The sequence below is a fragment of the Halobacillus halophilus genome, from assembly GCF_020171985.1.
Taxonomy (GTDB): Bacteria; Bacillota; Bacilli; order Bacillales; family Halobacillaceae; genus Halobacillus; species Halobacillus halophilus_A.
The window spans coordinates 68435-87717 of the sequence record NZ_JAIVAL010000007.1 but is presented as its reverse complement, the minus strand read 5'-3'; the positions used below and the strand labels follow the sequence as shown (position 1 = coordinate 87717).

Below are 19283 nucleotides of genomic sequence, written 5' to 3'. Positions count from 1 at the left end.
CAAAATTTCATAAAAATCGGCAGTTGTTCAGAGTGAGTAATCGCAAGGTCAACAATAGAGATTACATACTAGTGCCTGGTTCGTTCCCCGATCCGATTTTTGTTGATAAGAAACGGAACTGTATATAAAATTTATTAAATCGATTGTGCAATTAGTTGTAGAGAGAAGGTATATTGTGTTTACATTTATTCCTTTAAATATGGAGTTTGTAAAAGAAATTGATTCATGGAATTACGAAGGTTTTATCGAACAAGTTGTAATGACTCCTTATTTCGAGTCGTACAAGAAAACTCAAACGTTAAAAGGACCCGGGGGCTGTGATGGTTTTGTGGGATTATTAAACCATGAGGCGGCTGGTTTATTCGAGTTCAACCTAGACGGAAACATTATGGAAATTGGTTTAGCTCTAAAGCCTAATTTAATAGGAAAAGGGTTAGGAGCCAATTATGTCCAAGAAGGAATAGATTTTGGCATCCAATACTATGACACTAAAGTTGATATCATAAAATTAGTGGTAGATTCGAGAAACAAGTCAGCTATTCGTGTCTATGAAAAAGTAGGTTTTAGTACAACTGAACATCATGCAGATGAAATTGAAATGAGTATGAAACGGGAGGAGTTTTTATGATCGAACACTTCGTAACAGGGGGGATTATACTTGGATATATCAATTAGGGAAGCCGAACAAAATGATTATGGTTCATTGCTTCCTTTATTTAAGGAAGTTCACGAATTCCATGTTTATAAAAGACCCGATTTGTATAAAGAGAATTCAACTCCGGTCGGGCAAGAATACTTTGAAAACCAGTTGATGGACAGCATGCAGCATATTTTTGTGGCGGTTCTGGATAATGAAATAGTCGGAGTGATCGTGACGAAGGAAGAAGAGGTAACAGAAAATTCTTTTGTGAAAGCAAGAAAACTTTTAGTAATAAATAGTTTATGTGTTGCGGAGAAACATCGAAAGATAGGGATCGGGAAAAAACTAACCAGGTATGTTTTTGATCTCGGGAAGACTCTCGGAGTGGACAGTCTTGAATTGGGTGTATACGAGAAAAATACGTCTGCCATTGAATTTTACAGGTCATTGGGGATGACGACAAAGAGTAGAAAAATGGAGATTAAGTTCAACTGAAGGGTAGCCAGAATTTTATGATGTGCTTCTTGATCACGGTCCCGACAAAGAATAATGGTTTTATATTCGAGCGATGAGTTGACTTAGTGTGAACATAATGAGTCATATACCGATTCCTAGTACGCTGAAGCCAAGAAGCTTAAGCTCTGATAGAGGCTCGCCTTTGATTGCTTTCCAATCAGGATAGAAAAAACTTATGACTCGGACGGCTATAATGCCGATAGCAACTAACGTGACAGCTAGAACTTCCATGCGAATGGCCCCTTTGAATGTGGAAATCAATTCCTTCCATATCAAGCAGATAGATTAGTCATTTAACCTGTATTCTTTCTATTGCGGAACCAATCAACAGCTATAGAAAATATCCCTGCAATCACAAAGAGAATTCCTAAATAATTCAGCCTGGGGTAATCACTTATACTTAAATACATTCCAAAGACGATCATGATAACGGATAAAACCACACTGATTTTAATAAGCATTTCAATAGCCATCTCCTAATAGGTACAATTATTATGAATCTGTAAAATGATTAGCCATACTAATCAGCTGCTCTTTAGAAATAGCTGAATCTTTATAGGCAAAAAGCTGGTAATAGACATCTGCGTTTTGTTTATCATTCCATTTTAAAATTTTAATGCCTTCATTATTGACTCCGAACCTCGCTTCCGTTCCATCATTGAGTTCGACAGCATAATCTGTACGATCATACCGATCTTTATGAATAGACGTTCTAAAGGTAAGTTCTGGTGTAGAGAGTCTTCCCGTATTTTTATGAAAATGAATATCGGTAGATTGATATTTTTCTTTCCGGTTTGGATCCCGGTGAGCTGCTGACGCGTTATTTTTTCAGGTTTAAAAGGAAGTAAAGCGGGCATCTGGGAAGGGAAGGTCAAGTATTCTAAAGACTCACTAACCTCTTCTGTATCATATGCAAGTAAACCATCTTCCGTAGCGTTTTGACTACAAGCTGTTAATAATAAAAGCATGAATAGAAAAGAGAAAACACACCATTTTTTCAAAATTGACCTCCTGACAACCGTTTTTTCCAATTATTTCAAATAGTTCTTGATTTTTCAATTATTCCATACAAAGGATCTGGCATCTTCCTTCTATAATACAGGAGTAGAAGAAATTATCATGGCAGGAAAACGGATTACCTGTACCTCCGGCTGTTTTTTTGGAATGATAAGCATAATACAGTCGGAGAAAAAGGGGACAGGTCAAGGAGTCTCACAACTTCATTGCAAAGGAGAATATAATCAGGTGGTTAATACAAAAGTAATATCCATTGCTTCCGTATCAGGTGGCGGCAAAACGACCCTGACGAATGCGCTCAGCAATAGACTAAGAAACGCTGAAGCCTTATTTTTTGATAACTATGATTTTAAAGGGGAGCCAGAGGATTTAGTCGGATGGGTGGAGGAGGGTCCTGATTACAATCAGTGGAAATTAGATCCTCTTCTTTCAGATATGAAGTCATTACAGCAACAAGAAGACCCACCGGAATACATACTATTGGATTATCCTTTTTCCTATTTGAATGACCAATTAAGAAGTGTAATAGATGTATCACTCTACATTGATACACCATTAGACATAGCTATGGCCAGGCGATTGATAAGGGATTATTCTCATGCAGAATCTATGGAAATTCATAACGATTTAAATCATTATTTAAAATATGGAAGAAGAGCTTATGTAGAAATGGAAACTACCATTAAACAAAATGCAGATCGCATGGTTGATGGATCTTTACCGGTCAGTCAGATGGTGGAAACCGTTTTACGTGAGTTGAAGAAAAATGAAATCTAGCGGTGAAAGCCTGGTATGATTTGTAGCAGTGATTTCTCCGCACAAAAATATCCTAATAGATTAAATAAGGGAGAGGCCAGTGAAAAAATTATTCATTATACTAACTTGTTTGTTAGTAATTTTAACGGCGTGTAATGTGTTCGGAGATAAACTTGATGGATATATTGTTGGTAAAAGTAAAAGGGATAAGCGTTATACTATAACCGTTGTTTCTCACTCCGATATGAAAGAAAGTGAAATTAAAAGCTCAACAGAGGAAAATATGAAGGAACTTGCCAATCTAATGGATGAAGATAACATGAAAGAAGCGATAACTTTCTCCGTTGAGGAGCATTCTTACAACAAAGCAACTCTGGGTGATCAGGTTATTGTAAAGTACAATTCAGGATCGATGGCAGAGTCCTATCCGCCGCAAACCCATGCTAATCAAGTTCTGTTTAAGAATAAATAGAGATGTTGGAGGAAAGTTTTTTAGCCTTATACGTTCAGTCTGGTAGACGGGCCCTTTTCAATAGTGATTAAGAATGGGGTTGGTTTTTTCAGGAATCGTCTGCTTAATTCTATCATTCGCGTTTGCGAAAGTTAGGAAGGATTATAAGTAAAACCTATGTTAAATTATAAAAAATAACTATAAAATTGAGAATAATATAAAAGATAACACTCCCCCTTCATAATGGGTTTGATCCCCTCGAAAATTTATTTATTTCGACGGCTGAGTTCGACAATTTATTCCCTATTCCCCGACGTATAATATTGCCATAATACTAAGGGATGAATGGAGGGGCAGAGCATGAAGCTGAGAAAAATGGTTTTCGTACTGGGGATTCTTTTAATGGGATTATGTGTGATGGTGAAGCCGGCAGAGGCCGCGGAAAAGGAAGCCATTATTATTAACAAAAGCACTAATCAACTCGCATTCTATGAAAATGGCAAACTTCAAAAAACGTTTCCTGTCGCAACGGGAAGGACAAAGAGTTTGACGCCGGAGGGGAAATTCCCGCTCGTCAATAAGGTGAAAAACAGGCCGTGGTACAAAGAAAACATCCCAGGTGGGGATCCAAGGAATCCTCTGGGGGCAAGGTGGCTTGGAATAAAAGTTCCAGGTGACTGGGGCCGTACCTCTGGTAACGTCTATGGTGTCCACGGTACCAATAATCCTTCTTCCATTGGTACGTACGCATCCAGTGGCTGTATTCGAATGCACAACAAAGACGTCATCTGGTTGTATGAACGGGCTGATAAAAATATTCCGGTATATATCACAAGTTCCTCCTCGTCCTTTACGGCATTAGCGCAAAAGTATGGCGTCGGATCCAGCAAGGTTGTCGCAGGTTATGAAACCTTTAACGAAACATTAAGATATGGCAGTAAAGGTGAATCCGTAAAAATTCTACAGCGAAAACTCAACATAACCGCTGATGGATCTTTTGGTCCGCAGACCTTAAGAGCTGTTAAGAAATTTCAAACCACAAAAGGACTAGTGGCTGATGGTATTGTAGGGCCGAAAACTAGAAAAGCCTTATTCAGCAGTAAATAATGCAGGCAAGTCCAAAAAAAGTATAGCAGGGTAAGTCCCTTCTGAAAAATCCCGAATAGAGACTTTGTCATTATGTCTCTATTTGGGATTTTTGGTTTCAATAAGCGTAAATGATCGTTTAGAGTTCATTGCACTGCTGTAATCATCCTCTTTTAATTTCACATAATATTGAAACTTTGGAAGCTTTATCTCGTATAACATATTAGTGACCGTTAAGCTTCCGTTTTTGTGAATTCGTTTTTTACATTCGAACAAAAGCAGGAAGAAGTAAAAGAATTTTTTATTACAATATATGGAAAATTTGTGATACTCTGAAATTAGTTGGATTCAATGATTATGGTGATTGAATAGGAGGGATTTCATGAAACACATCTTAGGGTATTTCATCTTTATGACTGTAATCTTACACGGGGTTTTGGATATTTTTGATGGAGTATCCTGGCTTTTCCGTTTTATCAATATGGGTTTTTTACTATTGATTGCAGTGATTATTTATAGTCTATCGAATACAACTATTAATAATCGCCGTGTTAAACAGAATTAAAAGAAACTCCTTACCTAATGATTTATGCGTCGGTCCATAAACCTAACCACTCAAAATAGAACTTCTTAATAACTGGAAGTTCTATTTTTTCGCGTATGGCAGGTATTGAATGCTCGGTATAGAAAGAGGCCTCGTTGTGATCAATAAACAAAAGTAAGGAGGGAAGTAAAATGAATGGGTTAAAGGAAGGGAGCCTCATGAGTTTTTCGAGCGGGCTTGCGGCTTTAGTCGTTAGTATCTTTTTTTATACGCGAGGCAGCGGGGACTATACGTCACTTGTATTTATCGTAGCTTTTATCATTTTTATGGGAAGCGGACTACTGGTTAAGCTATGTTACATATGGATCCAATGGAAAAATCGATATTTGATCAATGTGGTCGTGTATATGTTAGGTGGAGCTATCATCCTATTTTTACTGACTTATATTCCTTCAGTTTACGCCATAATTTTTGAGAGTTACACGTTTCAGGAGCTTATTACATCATCTTCCGTAGAGGGAGTCTTACAAATTATGGGCTATGGTGCTATTTGTGGTCTGCTTTATTACCATTGTTATATGGGTGTACATCTTCTGAGTTTAAAACTTGGAAATAATTGAATGGATTCAAAAATAGTTTGTTTTGTTTCCGTTTCACTGAATAAAGAATCTCTCTGTAGTGATAGGTTTATATTTGCTTAATAGTCTTCAGAACAATGTCTGATAAAGGTGGGACATAACTTGGGAGCCCTTTTGGAAGTAGTCCGTATAATGGTTATCTTTACTCTAGTCGGTGGATTGGGATGGGGGTTAATACATAATAGTTATACCATTAACGAAACAACTGAATCTTTTTCGTGGCTGGGTGGATGTGCATTATTACTCCTTCTATTTGTATGGTACAGAAATAAGCTGCAATTCAACGGGTGGTATAAAAAAGAGGGAAGGACAAAACTTTCGAAACGGATCTCCTCGATTCTAGTTGTAAGTTCGATCGTACTTTTCATTTTACCGTTTGTGTTAGGGAATCTATGAGCTGAATCGGGATGATAAAAATGAGTTTTTATAACTAGTGCATGAATTTCAGATTATTAAGTAGTGAGAAGGGGACCGTTTTTTCTAATCCAAAGCGGTAGCCTTTACTTATTCTCTTATTCGGTTTGTTTCCATTCGGGTTTGTACAGGCGAACTCTAATACATAATGAAGAAATGAACTTGAATATAAAATGAAGCACATTTCACATATGATCGTTCATGGCTGGAAGAAGGTAGATAGAGAAACCAGAAGTCATTTGATGACTTCTGGTTTATTTTTTGCTTATATCTTTCACTGCTGGAAAGAGGAGGAAGGTAGTTTCAGTTCTATTCCTGGACTTATATAGAATAAAGGAATTCCCACTTTCATCTTTCTTTTTCAACAGATGATGATGGATAAAATAGCATGAGTTCCGTCAAAAGTCGTAGTGAAATTCGTGCTGCCCCCTGATGTGAGGGGGGCGTTTTCTTAGTAATCTGTTCTTACCGAAGAAAAAGATAGAGAATACAGTTGAATTCATTGGTTGAAAGCCGAAACAAGGATAAGGAGGGAAAGTATGGGGCTAATTCAGAATATTTGGCTGGATGAGTGCAGAGAATCAGGGATTGTTAAATGTCAGAATAAAGTATTCGAAAGTTTGTATTATCCAATTACGCTTGATTCTGAACAGCAGAGTTATGGCAGAATTCATCAGCTCTGGTACACGACTTATAATGGGGCACGTCAGTTCTTTCGATTGGATACAAATGATTACCGCGTATCCGGCAGAATGAGGCAGGAAAGTCTGAAGAATATCCAGGTTAATTTAGATGATATATAAATAAATCCTTATAATTATAAATGAGATCCTTTCTGCCTGAGAAATCGTTTAAAGTAGTTCTGAACTTTTGAGATCTCGTTATCCTGAATAATGGAAATAAAATAAAATGATATAATAGAAATCACTTAATCAAGAATCAAGGAAGGAGCCATAGAATGCCAAAACATAAAATCTATACGATGAGTTTCTCAAGCGTGTATCCCCACTATATTACGAAAGCCGAGAATAAAGGACGTACGAAGCACGAAGTCGATGAAATTATACGCTGGCTGACAGGTTATAGTCAGGAGGAGCTGGAGGCGCATCTGGAAAAAGGAACAGATTTTGAGACCTTTTTTGCAGAAGCTCCTCAACTGAATCCTTCCAGGACTATGATCAAAGGCGTGATATGTGGAGTCCGGGTGGAGAATATTGAAGAGCCAACCATGCGGGAAATCCGCTACATGGATAAGCTGATCGATGAATTGGCTAAAGGTAAAGCGATGGAGAAGATTCTGAGAAGCTAAATGTACTGTTTTACTCTAATGAGCCAGGTAAGGATAACTCCATAAATGGCGATTATCTATCCAATTGTGATGATCGTCTCTTTTTATATTCTAATTTATTAACTTGGTAATGGGGTTGGACCAAATCTGTTCTTAATGATAGTTGATTAGGACAAATATTCCCCAGGTTATGTTAAAATTTTCTTGTCAGCAGCATTAGAAATGAGGTTGGAACTTGGATTTTCTAACGGAAAAAGTCATATACATTTCTTTATTTATTTTAGTGATTCACACGATTGAAACCCTGGCTTATGCTGTCCGATTATCCGGAGCACGCGTCGGATTAATTGCATCAGCGCTGTCTTTATTTAATTTAATGGTCATTGTGTCGCGGATGGCCAATATGATGCAGCAGCCCTTTACCGGCAGCTTGGTGGATACAGCTCCAAGCACTAATACCTTAGCGTTTGTGGAAGATCAGTATCGAGTCATTATTGGGGCTTCCACGATCGGCACAATCGTAGGGATTATTCTGCTGCCAACGTTTGTGGCATTATTTTCAAGGTCTATTATCCATCTCTCCAAACAAAAAGGTTCCATTCCGTCTCTATTTAAGACCATTTTCTCTCTGGAGTACATAAAACGTGGCTTAAATCAGATGCATTTTCCAAATCGAACCTATTTAAAGGGTTTTTCATTAGCGCATATTCCTAAAAGATTATTTATAGTCAATATGGTGGTAACTTCGATTTATACGATTGGGGTATTATCAGCTTTGTATGCCGCACTCCTGGCTCCGGAAAGAGCCTCAACTGCTATTATGGCTTCAGGATTAATCAATGGTATTGCCACTATTTTGTTAGTGGTTTTTGTAGATCCAAGAATTTCTGTGATGGCAGATGACGTCATTAATAAGCGAGGGGACTATTTAACATTAAGGAATGTGTCGCTAATGATGGTTACCTCAAGACTGTTCGGAACATTATTGGCACAGGTTCTATTTATTCCAGGAGCTCAATACATAGCCTGGTTTACTAAATTTATCGTGTAATTAAGAAAAAAAGCAGGTGAAGGACTTATGAGCGGAGATAAGACAAACAAGCCCATCTTATGCAGAATAGGGATTCATAAATTGAGGCGTGTGGATTGGGAAGAAGGAACGCCACGGGCCATTTATAAATGTGACAGATGCGGGAAGCAGAAGCGAGTGATGATGGGCATGTAACATCGTTTTTTCGATATCATACCTGTCGTATTGTTTTAAAAGGGAGGGATTCATCATTACTAATCTAGCAGGCAAGATTGCGATTGTTACGGGAGCGAGTAGATTAAAAGGGATAGGGGCAGCCATCTGCACCGAATTAGCTGAGGCCGGGTGCGACATCTTTTTTGCTTATTGGAAAGCGTATGACAAAGAGATGCCCTGGAACATAGATAATAGCGAACCTGCTATTCTTGAAGAGCAGTTAAAGAATAAAGGTGTTCAGGCAGCGAGTTTGGAACTGGATCTGACTCAGCAGGATGCGGCAGAAATACTTATTCAGAATGTAATGGAAAAGCTGGGAACACCTGATATTTTAGTAAATAACGCTGCCTATTCTACGAATAATGATTATTCTAATTTAACTGCTGATCAGCTGGATAAACACTATATGGTTAATGTCCGCGCTACTACGCTGGTAAGCATAGAATTTGCCCGTATATTCGATAAATCGTCTGGAGGCAGGATCGTGAATATAACGTCCGGCCAATTCCAGGGTCCTATGCCGGGTGAACTGGCTTACGCCACCACAAAGGGAGCCATTGATGCCTTAACGGTTACGTTATCGGCAGAAGTGGCTCCCCGGGGGATTACCGTTAATGCTATTAATCCAGGACCAACGGATACAGGCTGGATGACAGACCAGCTAAAAACGGATCTGACACCGATGTTTCCTTTTGGCAGAGTGGGTGAACCTAATGACGTCGCAAGAACGATCAAATTCCTGGCCAGTGATGAAGCGGCCTGGATAACGGGACAGATCATTCACTCAGAGGGTGGGTTTAAGAGATAGCTCTTAGCCCTTCATATATTCCTGGCAAAAGTACAACTTGGACTCGATTTAGGAAATAAACGATTGAAAGGAGACGAGTACGTTGCATGTAGCACAAATAGAAGCGGAACAGACTTACACGCTTCGTCACAACATCCTTCGACCTCATCAGCCCTTTGAATCCTGCCAATATGATACTGATTATGACGATGATGCTTTTCATGTTGGAGTATTTAATGAAGGAAAGATAGTCAGCGTAGCATCTTTTTATTTGGAGTCGTATGAAGAGTTTACCAGCTCTACCCAGTATCGTTTGAGGGCGATGGCGACTGCGGAAGAATTCAGGAACAAGGGAGCAGGAAGAGAAGCGGTTCAATATGCCGAACGGATATTACAAGAGCGTAAAGCCGGCCTTCTATGGTGTAAAGGCCGCACTTCGGTCCAGGATTATTATCAGAAACTCGGTTTTCGGTCTTATGGAGACGTTTTTGATTACCCTGAATTAGGACCTCATGTGATTATGTATAAAACATTAAAGTAGAGAAAAATAAAACCATTACATAAAGCTGTTCATCATTATTATTCACTGGTCAGGAAGGGAGTAAGCTATTATGTCCGAGGGATTACTTCATCATGTGGAAATCTATGTATCCGATTTAGAGAAGTCGGAATCATTTTGGGGCTGGTTCTTAGAGGAAGTAGGCTATCATTCATATCAAAAATGGGAGCAAGGACATAGCTGGAAGCTAGGGGAAACTTACCTGGTGTTTGTTCAAACAGAAGAGAAGTATTTAGATGTTCCTTACCACAGGTGCAGGACTGGTTTAAATCACTTGGCTTTTCAAGCTTCTTCGCGCGAAAGAGTAGACGATATGACAAAGAGACTGAAGGAGCGCAATATTAAGATCTTATACGAAAACCAGCATCCTTTTGCGGGTGGTGAGGATTATTATGCGGTATTCTTCGAAGATCCAGATCGCATAAAAGTAGAATTTGTGGCCCCTTAAACCTTGCAACAGGGTGGATATTTAATTTGATAAACAGGAAGTTAATAAGTTCGTTATTTGAAATACGGGTCATGACGAGTGAAGTACAGGGGGATTGCTCACAGAGTAATTGCCTCTTTTGTCTGCCTTCATGAAAGAAGAGTATGCTATGACCTTATAAAAATAGGAAATATTAAGAGAAAAGAGGGATAAAATTGAAGAAGTTTATTCTTCTATTCGTATTCATTGTTCCGCTGGCAAGCTTATGGGGGTGTGCGGACGGTGATTCTAAAGAGAACAGCCGTACAGAAAAGATTGAAGCTTTTGTGGCGAGTACCCAAAGTGGTGAAAAAGGGGCATATAAAGAAATTAACTCACAAATCATCATGCGCGGCTCTGGGGAGACGCTCCAGGTGGAAGCACGTAAAATAGAAGATTATTACACTAAAGAAGGAGAGTATATTAAAACGATCCTGCTACATTCTACTCCGAAAGAAGGAGATGTAATGAAGGAAGTGAGTAAATCTTTAACGAAAATGATTCCTGAAGACTTTGCTTTTGAACAGGATAAAGTACTGCCGGTAGATCATGAGCTTAGTGAGAATGAAAAGAAAAAGCTGAAAGAACATATTGTGAGTCAGTTTGAAGAGAAATTTTAATACGCTTAAATAGTAGCGGTTTTATCTGGCGAATCTATGAATATCCAGCATCTTACGGAGGGGACTATGTCTGATTTTAAGATAACGATTGAAATACGAAAGCCTTCTTATGCCCAGAATAAAACGGTAAGGGATTCCATACCTCGTTCATTGTGGGCTTCCGTTCGCACCCATGTTCATGAGAAAAATGATTTTACGTGCCAGATATGCGGTCGTCAAGATAAAGAAAAACTTCAGGCTCATGAGGTTTGGGAGTATGACGAGGATGAATTTCTGTTGATCCTAAAAGATATACAAACTCTGTGCAAGTCATGTCATGATATTAAGCACTTTCATCATGCTGCACTCAGAATAAATGATCGTAAAAAAAGAAATTCGATCATACAAAAGCTAATGAAACACTTTATAAAAGTTAACAATTGTACGGAAGAAGATTTTAAAAACCATTATCGAAATCAATTAGCCAAAACCAATCCTAGCCCTATTACCCGCTCTATAGAAGACCTTATTGAAATTAAGGAACAGAGAGAAAGAGAAGAGTTTCTAAAGGAACAAAATTGGAAGTTTGTCGTTTCTGAAAACGTCCCCCATGCAAATGAGATAAAATCCAGCCTCTACCACAAGGATTTGTTGTATCAGGATAAAACTTAATAATTTTTATGCTGCCATAGTACCAGTTAAAAGAAATCCAAACTTTCCTGAATATCAGGGTGTTTGGATCTCTTTTTATTTTAAGGTTATTTCACTCATATATTCAAAGCTAGGATATAAAGTGAAATGTATCAATGTAAATAAATGTAAGCTGGTGTTAATATGGATGGTAGGATACTGGAAATAAAAAGTCTATTTCTTATGGAATAGACTCTATCTTTTTAAAAGGAGTTTACTATGTGTGGAATAACTAAATTGGCGGAAGGAATGGCCTGGTTACTCGTTGTTGGATTTCTTGGTATTTATTTCTTTATATCGGATACATCTATGATAAGTCTTATAGGCTTCATGCTGCTTCCAGCCTATTCTATCTTTGGTATGGTCCTAACAGGATTAGGTATTTCAAGAGAAAATCAATTTAAATACAAACTATTGAATATAACCGCATTTCTAATCTTTGCTACTTGTTTCATTTTCCCGTTGTCCATTTACATGCAGATAAATATATGAAGTAAATGGATTGATTTAGACATAACCAGAGAGATGCGTGTGACAACGGCAGGTTTTTAACATTTGAATCCTTAATTTGAGCTCTACCTGTACTGTGTAGTTCTCCAGTTAGTACTAATCTTTATAAGCTCGGTAAAGGTTTTAGCATTAATATCTCTTGAAAGTTATGTTTAGATTTGAGTTTAATCAAATTATCTCGAAACTGAGTCTTCAAGTATAGGGCAGGTTAGTTGAAGACTCGAATTCAAGATAAATACATATAATGACGTTCTCTCTTCTTTTCTCGATTTGCGATTTTGTCAGTTATTTAACTGACGGAGCGAGGTAGTCGTTTCTTTTCAAACAAGCAAAATAATAAAAAATATATATTCCAAACTGTACCGTGAGAGATGGTACAGTTTTTTGTGCAAAAAGAAGGAGTTATTAGAGAGTTGCAAAAATAAAAAGTAAAGTTAACTAGACAAAAAGTAAAATCAACTATACAATTAGAACAAGAAAAAGTTAGGGAGTGATTTCACTTGCTGGTCAATCGTGTAAAAGAATTAAGAGCTAAATACAATCTGACACAAGGAGAATTGGCTAAAAAAATTGGCGTAACTAGACAAACGATTGTTTCCTTGGAAAAAGGGAGTTATACTCCTTCACTCCTTCTCGCAATGAATATTGCAGAAGTTTTCAATGAACCCATAGAAAAAATTTTTATTAAAAGGGAGGAAGAAGAATGAGGTTATATATTACAGTTATTTTGAGAACTTTGCTTTACATTTCATTAGCTATAATGGTTTATGATTTTGTAAGAATAGAGCAACAATTTGAGTTATTAGGAAGAGGCTATATTGATAGTTTTTCCGTAAATGTCGGTAATCAGGTAGGACAAGTATTTATTGTCATCACAATAATATTAGTCATTATGAATGTGTTCCAGTTATTTGTTATGAAGAGAAATAAAAGAGCAAAAGTAGAGGACTATATCTTGCCAGAATATGATGCCTCAGATGAACGGTCTGTGGAGATAACTGGCAAAGCAGTACGTTTTGCATTCGTTTTTATATTATTGTATTCGTTTTTAATCCTTGGTTCATATATGTTTGTTCCCAATTACTTTCTTGATTTTGTTTGGTATCCTATGTTTACGACAGCTTCAATTCCAATAATTGGTCTTATTGTCTATTTAATCTCTTTCAAGATTATATATTCTCGTTAACGGTTCTTACTAATTAAAGTAACGGCGACTAATCTTTGATAATTGTAATGGCGTGTTTTAGTGTCGAGAGAAGACATATAAATATTTGTATCTGAAGGGGGGTGACTTTATGAATAAGGAGAAACTTTTTAGAATTCTAGCTATATCAAGCTTGATAGTATGTATAGCTGTTTGGATTCCTAATATAGTATTTCAAACCTCTAGTCCTTTATGGATGCTAACTTTTATTATAGCTCCAGCTGGCGTTGTGTTTGCAAGCTTGATTAAAAATGCTTGGCTCATAGTATCTAATGTTGCAATGCTTTTTAGTTTTTTCATCTTAATGTTTGCTGGGTATTTTATCAATTACATAACTGGTGGAACACCATAAAGACTATATAAGTGTTGAATTACCTTGAATTCGAGTCTTACGCAAACGGGGGCAATTCTGGAACAAAGGAATTATCTACTTTAAAATGAAAAGCAAGATTATTAAGATAATGAAAAACTACTTGAAACAAATAATACTTATACAAACACCACTAAACTAACGGGAATATTAAAGGAAGAGATTAAGTGAAAAATTCTACAAAGTTAAATTACAAGGAACAAAAAGATATAGTTCCATATGCTGAGGGATTTTATTTGCAAAAGGATGAAAGTTTTAAAAACAAAGGTAATTTAGCATATTCGATAGTATCAAAAGAAGAAGAAATTGGAAAAGTAGAAGAAACTGATAAAGAATCAATCAGTTTAAGTAATAATTTATTGAAATTTTTAAGTTTGTTTTTTATAAGTTTAAAAGGAGTTACTGTAGAAGCACTAAAATTGGATTTACTAGACCAAGACGGACAACTTATTGCCAATATTCGTAAGAAGGCAGGATTTTTTAGTGACATTATAGTGTACACAAAAACAAATGAACACTTGGCGACCTTGAATTTTTCAAATAAGAAGAAGAATCCAGCCATTTCAGTAATTAGTCCAGAAGGTAATGACCAATATGCAGTGTGGGTAAAATCAAACTTAATGGATTTCTCTATCGAAAACAAACAGACTGGAAAGGAATTTTCTACTATTAAGAAGCGTTCATTAGTGCATTCTACTATAAGAAAAAATCTCACTGATAATGATGCTTTCTTTATAGACAACACTCAACTGGATACAGATGTATTTATAAAACTTATTAGTGTCGTTATAGCTTTGGACATATATTATTACATAGGGCAATAAGCTTTTATTTTGGATTTTTTGAATTAATACATATCATTCTTGATTTTGAATTTGTGAATTTATCTTGAATTCGAGTCTTCATGTAAAGGGGGCTTTAGTGAAGATAAGAGGTATATGTTTCGTACAAAGGAGCCTTAGTAGAACTAAGATTCTTTCAGAATCATTCCCAAATATCAGATCTCTCAACACCAACTTACCTAAAATAATCTAAGAGTTGACCAGTATGTATAGATTCGTGATAAGCATTTCTCAATATCATATTCTCAATATCATATCTCCTAGCTCTCTGATATATCCGACATTTGGTCGATCTATCTGTAGGTTTTATAAATCATTTTTTCTGAATATGTGGATGGTATCAATAAATTCATCCCGCAGAGACTGCGCAAAGTCGATTTCATCCTCTGGGGATATTAACGGGCGATTTGTAAAAGGTAACTTTAAGTTAGGAACGCTATTCTGATTCTTATGTCTATAAGTTTATTATAAGGTGTACTAATAAAACAGGATCTTCGAAGTGTTTTTTCTGAGTGAGGGATTTATTTATTAATTAGTATTCGCTATACTACGTCAGCAATGGGAATCTAATGTTTTGTGAGTTTTGGAGTCACTTAAAGTATAATTGTAAAGTTTTAATGGGGGGGGGATAATGTGGATACTTTCATAATTATAGGCTTTGTGTTTGGAATGTCAGCATTCACTTTCGGTATTACTGCTTTTACGACAGCAATGAGTAATAGTAAAACTGTAAAAGATCTTGAAAAGAGGATTGAGGATTTAGAGAAAAAACTGTGAACAATCTTCTCAAGTCAATGGGCATATCAGTTGAAGAACTATCTCAATAGACCTTGAAATGAAGTCTTATATTAAAGGACGCCGTAGCGTAATAACCGCTTTGCAATTCTTTCGACTTTTATACAATAATCTTTAACAGATTGGTTAAATGAACAAGCATGAAAATTGAATATGAGAAAGTAAGCTAGGAAAAGCCACTTAATTGATTGGAAAAACACTTCCGTATAGAAGTTTAGAAGGCAAGTGATATTTCGAATTCAAGTCTTTCGCTAATGGGGGTGTTTATTGAATAACTAAGGGAACCCATTTTTAATGAGGTTCCCTTTTTAAATCCAATATTATGTGTTGTGAGTAACAGTGTTTAAGTTTCTCAACGGTTAGAGAAAGAAGAAAGCTTTGTCAGGTTTCTTTCATAATATGGCGAAAAATGAATGGAGCGAATAAAGAGAAAAGAAGTACACTTACTATTACCCACCAACCCATCGATTTAAATATGTCTTCCGGAATGATAAATGTGTATCCCAAATAGGATAAGAACAAAACACCTTGAAGTACCTTCAATGTTTTCGCATCGGCTTGATTCTTCTCGGCTACAAGTCTCTCATCCGTCTCCGATACAGTCATTTTAGGATTCTTTTTTATTTTCATTAGTTTAAGGAAGGAAGCTAGTGCTGCACTGAAAGGAATAAGTGATAAGGCTAAGAAGGCTTTGCTGTTAGTAAAAGAAAGGTCCGTTGCTTCGAAAATAAACCAGGTGACAAAAAGGGCTAAGCTAACAAATAACGATATACCAATGGTTACTTTAGTTTCCTTAACTAACTTTTCAGCACTCATTGATCATTCCTCCCAGAATAAATCATCTAACGTTTTATTTAATGCCTTACATATGGCCGTACACAGTTTCAGACTCGGGTTATAGTTTCCAGATTCGATTAAATTAATGGTCTGCCTTGTAACCCCTACAATATCTGCTAATTTTTCTTGAGAAACATCGACTTCAACACGGGCGATCTTCATTTTTTTGTTTTTCAAAAAAAATCATCTCCTCCTCCTACTTTTATATTATTCAGAACATTACAAAATGTCAATTATAATTTACATTTTGTAATGTGTTTTGAAGATGGGTTTCACCATTGGTTGGAAAAGCATCTGTAAATTGCAAATTTGTAACTGTAGGGGAAACTAGTTGATTGAGAGGTCCAGTCTGGAAATTTTGGATTTATTATAAGACGTATGGCTGTTTTTAGCTCCAGCTATGATCATGCAATAGTTCATAAAGATGCCTGTCATAGGAAAAAAGCAGGGTATACTCGATTATTTTAATAGCTGCTATTTTTCTCATATTTAGGATGGCGGTTTTAGATTTAATCATCGTCTGAGGGCGGTGGTGTTAGTTGAAGATATTAAATCCAAATTATCTCGGATTAGAGTCTTCACGAAAAAGGTGGTGATTAGTAGACCAAAAGAGGATTTTGAGGAGAAAAATAAAGTGATAACCTTAACGGTAAAGTAACCGAAGTAACGTGCCGTTTAGACAAAAGTCGAGTAACTAATAACAGAGATGTACTACTCTCTCGTGCTCCCCGATGATCTATTCCACACCAGTAGAATAATATTGAACATAGAGCGTGAATACTTCATTTTTTTCCATATAAATAATAACAAAGGGACCTTTAAATAGAAAAGATCCCTTTTAGATACATAATCGCTTTATTTTTTTAACTCAAGATAATCATCGATGATCTCTAGCGCTTCCGCCGGGCCACCACAAGCTTCAAAACTAGCTTTGATTTTTTGAATGCCATGATGATAACTATTGTTTTTTACAACCTGATCCACAGCATTTCTCAGTGCTTCTTTCGTCACGTTACCTGGGAAAATCGGATAACCCGCCAGAAGTTCTGAGAGGCGTGCGGCTACCATTGGCTGATCTTTATCGCGTGGGAGAACGACCATTGGAACTTCATTATAAATGGCCTCATTTACACTGTTCATCCCTCCGTGGGTTAGGAATACATTGGTATGCTGTAAAATATCTAATTGAGGGACATATTTTCGAATAATGAAGTGATCTGGAGCATTCTTTATCTTATTGAAATCTGCACGGGCTCCTCCTGCAATAACGACTTTTCCTGGAAAATCAGAAAAGGCATCAATGCACATATTAAAGAAATCTTCGACATGATCTAGAACCGTTCCCATGGAAATATAAAGGACCTGCTCGTTTTCAAGTTGACCAATAGGGAAATCATGCGTGCCCTTCCGTTGAGGAAAGCTAGGTCCTATAAAATGATACCCCTCACCAAACTCTTCTCTACTAGGTTGAAAATACTCACTCGTATATGCCATTGTTTTCTCACCTTGATTCTGCATGAACTGAAGCATGCTTTTTGGGGCTACGCCAAACTCTTGTTTGATTCTATCTAAATGAGCTTTTCCTTCTTCATTGATTTTAAAAGAACCCGCAGCTTCAGGATGAAGAGGGAGATTCTTTTTGAAATGATCCGGAATTAGAAAAGAAGCCGATGAAGAAAAACCAGGTATATGTAAAAAGTCTCTTACTAATTCTCCAGGACCAAAGGAATCATAGTAAACGAAGTCAAATGTAATTTCTTTAATTAACTCTCTGGTTATAGATAAGATATCAAAAGAGGTTTTCATAAGAATATTAAAAAAAGAATGGAACCCCTCTGAACTGGATGGGTCGATCTGTGCTTCTTTCAAATAATTTTCATGAAGGATAACGTTTGCCCCCACTCCCTCTAAGCGCTCCTTGTATTCTTCCGTAGAAATATAATAGACATTGTCTCCACGATCCGCAAAAGCTTTTGTTATGCCTATACTTGGATTGACATGTCCTTCAGCTGGTACGTTTATCATCAGTATGTTTGCGATAAGTTGTCACCTCTTCATTGAATTATGAGTGATTACTCATCATTTATAATAGTAATTACTCAAATAGAAATAAACCAAAATGTACTATTGAGGATTTTAGACTTCCTATCATTTTCTCCTTAACGTACTAGAAGAAGAAGCGCAAGGCCTATATTTCGTAAAGGAGGCCATTCATTAGAAGAAGCCATCGTATTTATTTTCATTAGTTTTTAAACTTACGATCAAGGTAATAGAGGGATAAACAGTAAATGGAGGTCTCACATGGATGATATCGTACTAACCGTGATCATTGTGCTGTTAGTTGCAGGAGGCTGGGGAGCTATTATTCTTAAAGATTTTGCTAATGTAAAAGGGAAATTGAAGGGGAACTGGGTTCATACAGGAGCAGCTATCATATTCGCTTTATTACTCATTTGGATAGCCACAAGCTTTTGATTAGAAGAGATTATTCATAAAAAGCACGTTATACATAATGAGAGAATTTGGAGCCATTATTTTAAGACAGTTTAGATAAGCAGGGATTCATCTACTGTATAGAGAATAGTAGAGTAAACCTTCATAGGGAGTGGTGAATCGTGTTTTCTAAAGTAGGTCAAATAATGTTATATGTTGATAACCAGGACGAAGCAGCGAATTTTTGGACAGAGAAATTAGGGTTCATGGTGACTTCGGAAGAGAATAACGATCAAGGAATGAGATGGATTGAATTGGCTCCAAAAAAGGGAACTGAAACGACGATTGTTCTTCACAACAAAGAGGTCGTGGCTAACATGTCCCCAGAGTTAAATCTTGGTACACCTTCTTTGATGTTCTACTCTGACCAATTCGAACATCTGCATAGTGATTTGCAAAACAAAGGGATAACTGTCGGAGAAATTGTAAATATGCCATCGGGCAGAGTGTTTAATTTTGCGGATAATGAAGATAATTATTTTGCCGTGATGGAAAAATAGTCATGTAGGGGGGAGCGGAATGGGTTGGCATGATC

At 36.8% G+C, this 19283-nt stretch carries 30 protein-coding genes; 24 read left to right on the top strand and 6 right to left on the bottom strand.

Annotated elements, in window-relative coordinates:
• Window positions 1–175 precede the first annotated feature (175 nt).
• Entirely contained in the window at window positions 176–628 is a 453-nt protein-coding gene (locus tag LCM11_RS12755; protein ID WP_224894671.1) for a GNAT family N-acetyltransferase, read from the top strand.
• Window positions 629–658: 30 nt separating this feature from the next.
• Window positions 659–1135: a GNAT family N-acetyltransferase gene (locus tag LCM11_RS12750; RefSeq protein ID WP_224894670.1), complete on the top strand. Its 477-nt coding sequence runs from the start codon at window positions 659–661 to the stop codon at window positions 1133–1135.
• Window positions 1136–1237: 102 nt separating this feature from the next.
• On the opposite strand, the gene LCM11_RS12745 is transcribed toward LCM11_RS12750, so the two are convergent.
• From LCM11_RS12745 to LCM11_RS12735, 3 genes are all read right to left on the bottom strand, one after another.
• Window positions 1238–1387: a hypothetical protein gene (locus tag LCM11_RS12745; RefSeq protein ID WP_224894669.1), complete on the bottom strand. Its 150-nt coding sequence runs from the start codon at window positions 1385–1387 to the stop codon at window positions 1238–1240.
• Window positions 1388–1449: 62 nt separating this feature from the next.
• Window positions 1450–1617, bottom strand: coding sequence for a hypothetical protein (locus LCM11_RS12740; protein ID WP_224894668.1), 168 nt, complete (start codon window positions 1615–1617; stop codon window positions 1450–1452).
• A 144-nt stretch (window positions 1618–1761) separates the two neighbouring features.
• Complete coding sequence (locus tag LCM11_RS12735) at window positions 1762–2157, bottom strand: hypothetical protein (protein WP_224894667.1); 396 nt, start codon at window positions 2155–2157, stop codon at window positions 1762–1764.
• Between the two features lie 244 nt (window positions 2158–2401).
• Between LCM11_RS12735 and LCM11_RS12730 the strand changes: the two genes are divergently transcribed.
• The 20 genes from LCM11_RS12730 to LCM11_RS12635 all read left to right on the top strand — a co-directional run bounded on the left by LCM11_RS12730 (window position 2402) and on the right by LCM11_RS12635 (window position 15400).
• Window positions 2402–2950: a hypothetical protein gene (locus tag LCM11_RS12730; protein WP_224894666.1), complete on the top strand. Its 549-nt coding sequence runs from the start codon at window positions 2402–2404 to the stop codon at window positions 2948–2950.
• A 79-nt stretch (window positions 2951–3029) separates the two neighbouring features.
• A complete protein-coding gene (locus tag LCM11_RS12725; RefSeq protein ID WP_224894665.1) occupies window positions 3030–3401 on the top strand; it encodes a DUF3221 domain-containing protein in 372 nt (123 codons plus the stop codon).
• 339 nt (window positions 3402–3740) lie between these two features.
• Window positions 3741–4487 carry a L,D-transpeptidase family protein gene (locus LCM11_RS12720; RefSeq protein ID WP_318246154.1) on the top strand — a complete coding sequence of 249 codons (747 nt, stop codon included), beginning with the start codon at window positions 3741–3743 and terminating at the stop codon, window positions 4485–4487.
• 361 nt (window positions 4488–4848) lie between these two features.
• Window positions 4849–5031: a hypothetical protein gene (locus LCM11_RS12715; protein WP_224894664.1), complete on the top strand. Its 183-nt coding sequence runs from the start codon at window positions 4849–4851 to the stop codon at window positions 5029–5031.
• A 170-nt stretch (window positions 5032–5201) separates the two neighbouring features.
• Window positions 5202–5630 (top strand): hypothetical protein, encoded by a 429-nt coding sequence (locus LCM11_RS12710; RefSeq protein ID WP_224894663.1) that lies wholly within the window; start codon window positions 5202–5204, stop codon window positions 5628–5630.
• Between the two features lie 971 nt (window positions 5631–6601).
• On the top strand, window positions 6602–6865 hold the full coding sequence (locus LCM11_RS12705; protein WP_224894662.1) for a hypothetical protein: 264 nt from the start codon (window positions 6602–6604) through the stop codon (window positions 6863–6865).
• A 155-nt stretch (window positions 6866–7020) separates the two neighbouring features.
• Entirely contained in the window at window positions 7021–7371 is a 351-nt protein-coding gene (locus LCM11_RS12700; protein WP_224894661.1) for a DUF2200 domain-containing protein, read from the top strand.
• A 214-nt stretch (window positions 7372–7585) separates the two neighbouring features.
• Window positions 7586–8401: a lipid II flippase Amj family protein gene (locus LCM11_RS12695; RefSeq protein WP_224894660.1), complete on the top strand. Its 816-nt coding sequence runs from the start codon at window positions 7586–7588 to the stop codon at window positions 8399–8401.
• A gap of 27 nt (window positions 8402–8428) precedes the next feature.
• Window positions 8429–8575, top strand: a complete 147-nt coding sequence (locus tag LCM11_RS12690) for a hypothetical protein (RefSeq protein WP_224894659.1) — start codon at window positions 8429–8431, stop codon at window positions 8573–8575.
• Between the two features lie 55 nt (window positions 8576–8630).
• Window positions 8631–9404 carry an SDR family oxidoreductase gene (locus LCM11_RS12685; protein WP_224894791.1) on the top strand — a complete coding sequence of 258 codons (774 nt, stop codon included), beginning with the start codon at window positions 8631–8633 and terminating at the stop codon, window positions 9402–9404.
• A gap of 82 nt (window positions 9405–9486) precedes the next feature.
• A complete protein-coding gene (locus LCM11_RS12680) occupies window positions 9487–9924 on the top strand; it encodes a GNAT family N-acetyltransferase (RefSeq protein ID WP_224894658.1) in 438 nt (145 codons plus the stop codon).
• Between the two features lie 70 nt (window positions 9925–9994).
• On the top strand, window positions 9995–10390 hold the full coding sequence (locus LCM11_RS12675) for a VOC family protein (RefSeq protein WP_224894657.1): 396 nt from the start codon (window positions 9995–9997) through the stop codon (window positions 10388–10390).
• A gap of 194 nt (window positions 10391–10584) precedes the next feature.
• The gene (locus LCM11_RS12670; RefSeq protein WP_224894656.1) at window positions 10585–11028 is read left to right on the top strand and encodes a DUF5052 family protein; all 444 of its coding nucleotides are present in this window, start codon (window positions 10585–10587) and stop codon (window positions 11026–11028) included.
• 66 nt (window positions 11029–11094) lie between these two features.
• Entirely contained in the window at window positions 11095–11679 is a 585-nt protein-coding gene (locus LCM11_RS12665) for an HNH endonuclease (protein ID WP_224894655.1), read from the top strand.
• A 237-nt stretch (window positions 11680–11916) separates the two neighbouring features.
• Entirely contained in the window at window positions 11917–12189 is a 273-nt protein-coding gene (locus tag LCM11_RS12660) for a hypothetical protein (RefSeq protein ID WP_224894654.1), read from the top strand.
• A 518-nt stretch (window positions 12190–12707) separates the two neighbouring features.
• Complete coding sequence (locus LCM11_RS12655; RefSeq protein WP_224894653.1) at window positions 12708–12914, top strand: helix-turn-helix transcriptional regulator; 207 nt, start codon at window positions 12708–12710, stop codon at window positions 12912–12914.
• Window positions 12911–13393: a hypothetical protein gene (locus LCM11_RS12650; RefSeq protein ID WP_224894652.1), complete on the top strand. Its 483-nt coding sequence runs from the start codon at window positions 12911–12913 to the stop codon at window positions 13391–13393. Before LCM11_RS12655 ends, LCM11_RS12650 begins: the two co-directional genes overlap by 4 nt.
• 109 nt (window positions 13394–13502) lie before the next feature.
• On the top strand, window positions 13503–13763 hold the full coding sequence (locus LCM11_RS12645) for a hypothetical protein (protein WP_224894651.1): 261 nt from the start codon (window positions 13503–13505) through the stop codon (window positions 13761–13763).
• A 185-nt stretch (window positions 13764–13948) separates the two neighbouring features.
• Window positions 13949–14605 carry a hypothetical protein gene (locus tag LCM11_RS12640; RefSeq protein WP_224894650.1) on the top strand — a complete coding sequence of 219 codons (657 nt, stop codon included), beginning with the start codon at window positions 13949–13951 and terminating at the stop codon, window positions 14603–14605.
• Window positions 14606–15256: 651 nt separating this feature from the next.
• On the top strand, window positions 15257–15400 hold the full coding sequence (locus tag LCM11_RS12635; protein ID WP_224894649.1) for a hypothetical protein: 144 nt from the start codon (window positions 15257–15259) through the stop codon (window positions 15398–15400).
• A gap of 399 nt (window positions 15401–15799) precedes the next feature.
• On the opposite strand, the gene LCM11_RS12630 is transcribed toward LCM11_RS12635, so the two are convergent.
• From LCM11_RS12630 to LCM11_RS12620, 3 genes are all read right to left on the bottom strand, one after another.
• On the bottom strand, window positions 15800–16234 hold the full coding sequence (locus LCM11_RS12630; RefSeq protein WP_224894648.1) for a hypothetical protein: 435 nt from the start codon (window positions 16232–16234) through the stop codon (window positions 15800–15802).
• A 3-nt stretch (window positions 16235–16237) separates the two neighbouring features.
• Window positions 16238–16432 carry a helix-turn-helix transcriptional regulator gene (locus LCM11_RS12625; RefSeq protein ID WP_224894647.1) on the bottom strand — a complete coding sequence of 65 codons (195 nt, stop codon included), beginning with the start codon at window positions 16430–16432 and terminating at the stop codon, window positions 16238–16240.
• A gap of 678 nt (window positions 16433–17110) precedes the next feature.
• A complete protein-coding gene (locus LCM11_RS12620) occupies window positions 17111–18295 on the bottom strand; it encodes a macrolide family glycosyltransferase (protein WP_224894790.1) in 1185 nt (394 codons plus the stop codon).
• A 261-nt stretch (window positions 18296–18556) separates the two neighbouring features.
• On the opposite strand from LCM11_RS12620, the gene LCM11_RS12615 reads away from it, so the two are divergent.
• Both LCM11_RS12615 and LCM11_RS12610 read left to right on the top strand, forming a co-directional pair.
• Window positions 18557–18730 carry a hypothetical protein gene (locus LCM11_RS12615; RefSeq protein WP_224894646.1) on the top strand — a complete coding sequence of 58 codons (174 nt, stop codon included), beginning with the start codon at window positions 18557–18559 and terminating at the stop codon, window positions 18728–18730.
• 140 nt (window positions 18731–18870) lie between these two features.
• On the top strand, window positions 18871–19248 hold the full coding sequence (locus LCM11_RS12610; protein ID WP_224894645.1) for a VOC family protein: 378 nt from the start codon (window positions 18871–18873) through the stop codon (window positions 19246–19248).
• Window positions 19249–19283: the final 35 nt, after the last annotated feature.